This window comes from Tamlana sp. I1 (genome assembly GCF_015355625.1).
In the GTDB taxonomy this organism is placed as follows: Bacteria; Bacteroidota; Bacteroidia; order Flavobacteriales; family Flavobacteriaceae; genus Pseudotamlana.
Window position 1 is genome coordinate 1 of the sequence record NZ_JACLAF010000024.1, and the last position, 3237, is coordinate 3237.

Genomic DNA, 3237 nt, shown 5'->3' on the forward strand with positions numbered 1-3237 from the left:
ATAATCAATAGAAAATATTCAATTGATTATAACTCATTAAAAAAGCAAAAAGTACAATAAGCTAAATAAGGGCGTATGGGGAATGCCTAGGCTCTCAGAGGCGAAGAAGGACGTGATAAGCTGCGAAAAGCTACGGGGATCGGCACACACGAATTGATCCGTAGATATCCGAATGGGGCAACCCACTATATTGAAGATATAGTATCCGCAAGGAGGCGAACCCGGAGAACTGAAACATCTAAGTACCCGGAGGAGAAGAAAACAAAAGTGATTCCGTTAGTAGTGGCGAGCGAACGCGGATTAGCCCAAACCATTATTGTTACGGCAATACTGGGGTTGTAGGACCACGAGATTAGAAGCATGATGAATTAGAACCCTTTGGAAAGAGGGGCCAAAGACGGTGATAGCCCGGTATAAGTAAAGAATGTGGATATAGTGGTATCCTGAGTAGTGCGGGACACGAGTAATCCTGTATGAATCAGTCGGGACCATCCGATAAGGCTAAATACTCCTGAGAGACCGATAGTGAACTAGTACCGTGAGGGAAAGGTGAAAAGAACCCTGAATAAGGGAGTGAAATAGAACCTGAAACCATACGCTTACAAGCGGTCGGAGCAGACTAGATCTGTGACGGCGTGCCTTTTGCATAATGAGCCTACGAGTTACCGTTGCTAGCAAGGTTAAGTGATTAAGTCACGGATCCGTAGCGAAAGCGAGTCTGAATAGGGCGCTTTAGTTAGTAGTGGTAGACGCGAAACCGTGTGATCTACCCATGGGCAGGTTGAAGCTGTAGTAACATACAGTGGAGGACCGAACCGGTTGACGTTGAAAAGTCTTCGGATGACCTGTGGGTAGGGGTGAAAGGCCAATCAAACTCGGAAATAGCTCGTACTCCCCGAAATGCATTTAGGTGCAGCGTTGCAACATAGTTTTATAGAGGTAGAGCTACTGATTGGATGCGGGGGCTTCACCGCCTACCAATTCCTGACAAACTCCGAATGCTATAAAATGTTTTGCAGCAGTGAGGGCATGGGTGCTAAGGTCCATGTCCGAGAGGGAAAGAACCCAGACCATCAGCTAAGGTCCCCAAATGTATGTTAAGTTGAAATAACGCGGTTGAACTGCTTTGACAGCTAGGATGTTGGCTTGGAAGCAGCCATTCATTTAAAGAGTGCGTAACAGCTCACTAGTCGAGCGGTTCGGCATGGATAATAATCGGGCATAAACATACTACCGAAGCTATGGATCACGCCTTAGGCGTGATGGTAGGGGAGCATTGTAGTGTCGTCGAAGGTGTACTGTGAGGTATGCTGGAGAAGCTACAAAAGAAAATGTAGGCATAAGTAACGATAATGCGGGCGAGAAACCCGCACACCGAAAGACTAAGGTTTCCTCAGCTATGCTAATCAGCTGAGGGTTAGTCGGGACCTAACGCGAACCCGAAAGGGGTAGTGGATGGACAACAGGTTAATATTCCTGTACCTGCTCACACTAAAAGTGACGGAGGCGTATATTTGGTGCGTGCTGACGGAATAGCACGTTGAAGCGAGTAGTAATACCGCGATAGTACACTAAGACTTCGGTCAAGGTGATAATCCAGAGAAGCGACTTCCAAGAAAAGCGAGTGAAGCAGCCCGTACCCTAAACCGACACAGGTAGTTGGGATGAGAATTCTAAGGTGCTCGAGAGATTCATGGCTAAGGAATTAGGCAAAATAGACTCGTAACTTCGGGAGAAGAGTCGCCACCCTTCGGGGTGGCCGCAGTGAAAAGGTCCAGGCGACTGTTTATCAAAAACACAGGGCTATGCTAAATTGAAAGATGATGTATATGGCCTGACACCTGCCCGGTGCTGGAAGGTTAAGTGGAGGGTTTAGCTTCGGCGAAGATCTCAAATGAAGCCCCAGTAAACGGCGGCCGTAACTATAACGGTCCTAAGGTAGCGAAATTCCTTGTCGGGTAAGTTCCGACCTGCACGAATGGTGCAACGATCTGGACACTGTCTCAGCCATGAGCTCGGTGAAATTGTAGTATCGGTGAAGATGCCGATTACCCGCTGTGGGACGAAAAGACCCCGTGCACCTTTACTATAGCTTAGTATTGGTTTTGGATAAGTAATGTGTAGGATAGGTGGGAGACTTTGAAGCGGCATCGCCAGGTGTTGTGGAGTCATTGTTGAAATACCACCCTTTGCTTATCTAGAGTCTAACCTTCTTTAGAAGGGACAGTGCTTGGTGGGTAGTTTGACTGGGGTGGTCGCCTCCAAAAGAGTAACGGAGGCTTCTAAAGGTTCCCTCAATACGGTTGGTAATCGTGTGTAGAGTGCAATGGCATAAGGGAGCTTGACTGAGAGACCTACAAGTCGATCAGGTACGAAAGTAGAGCATAGTGATCCGGTGGTTCCGCATGGAAGGGCCATCGCTCAAAGGATAAAAGGTACGCCGGGGATAACAGGCTGATCTCCCCCAAGAGCTCATATCGACGGGGGGGTTTGGCACCTCGATGTCGGCTCGTCACATCCTGGGGCTGGAGAAGGTCCCAAGGGTTGGGCTGTTCGCCCATTAAAGTGGCACGCGAGCTGGGTTCAGAACGTCGTGAGACAGTTCGGTCTCTATCTACAGTGGGCGTTAGAAATTTGAGTGGATCTGACTCTAGTACGAGAGGACCGAGTTGGACAAACCTCTGGTGTATCTGTTGTTCCGCCAGGAGCATTGCAGAGTAGCTACGTTTGGAAGGGATAAGCGCTGAAAGCATATAAGCGCGAAACCCACCACAAGATGAGATTTCTTTAAAGGGTCGTGAGAGATTATCACGTTGATAGGCTATAGGTGTAAAGGCAGTAATGTCATAGCCGAGTAGTACTAATAACCCATAGGCTTATTGTACGCCTGTTTTTTTATAACACTTCGACAAGCTCAGTGCTAGGAAGTAGAGTTCAATACATTATTATAAAATCATGTTCTTATTTTCAATATGTTAAGATATTAGCGCAACAGCGCAGTTAAAAGTGACAAGTATCAAGTAAAAAGTTGTAAAACTTTAAACTTTATAAACTTGAAACCTTTAACTAACAATTTAAGGTGGTTATAGCGATGGGGCTCACCTCTTACCTTTCCGAACAGAGAAGTTAAGCCCATTAGCGCCGATGGTACTGCATTTGTGGGAGAGTAGGTCGTTGCCTTTTTTGAATCCTCAACATTTATTTGTTGAGGATTTTTATTTTTATTGATTAATGGTT

The 3237-nt window shown here is 46.5% G+C and carries 2 rRNA genes; both read left to right on the plus strand.

The features are described from left to right. Window positions 1–54: 54 nt before the first annotated feature. Window positions 55–2884: ribosomal RNA gene (locus H6X70_RS16415) — 23S ribosomal RNA — on the plus strand. A 191-nt stretch (window positions 2885–3075) separates the two neighbouring features. After that, window positions 3076–3183 (plus strand): 5S ribosomal RNA (gene rrf, locus H6X70_RS16420). Window positions 3184–3237 lie beyond the last annotated feature (54 nt).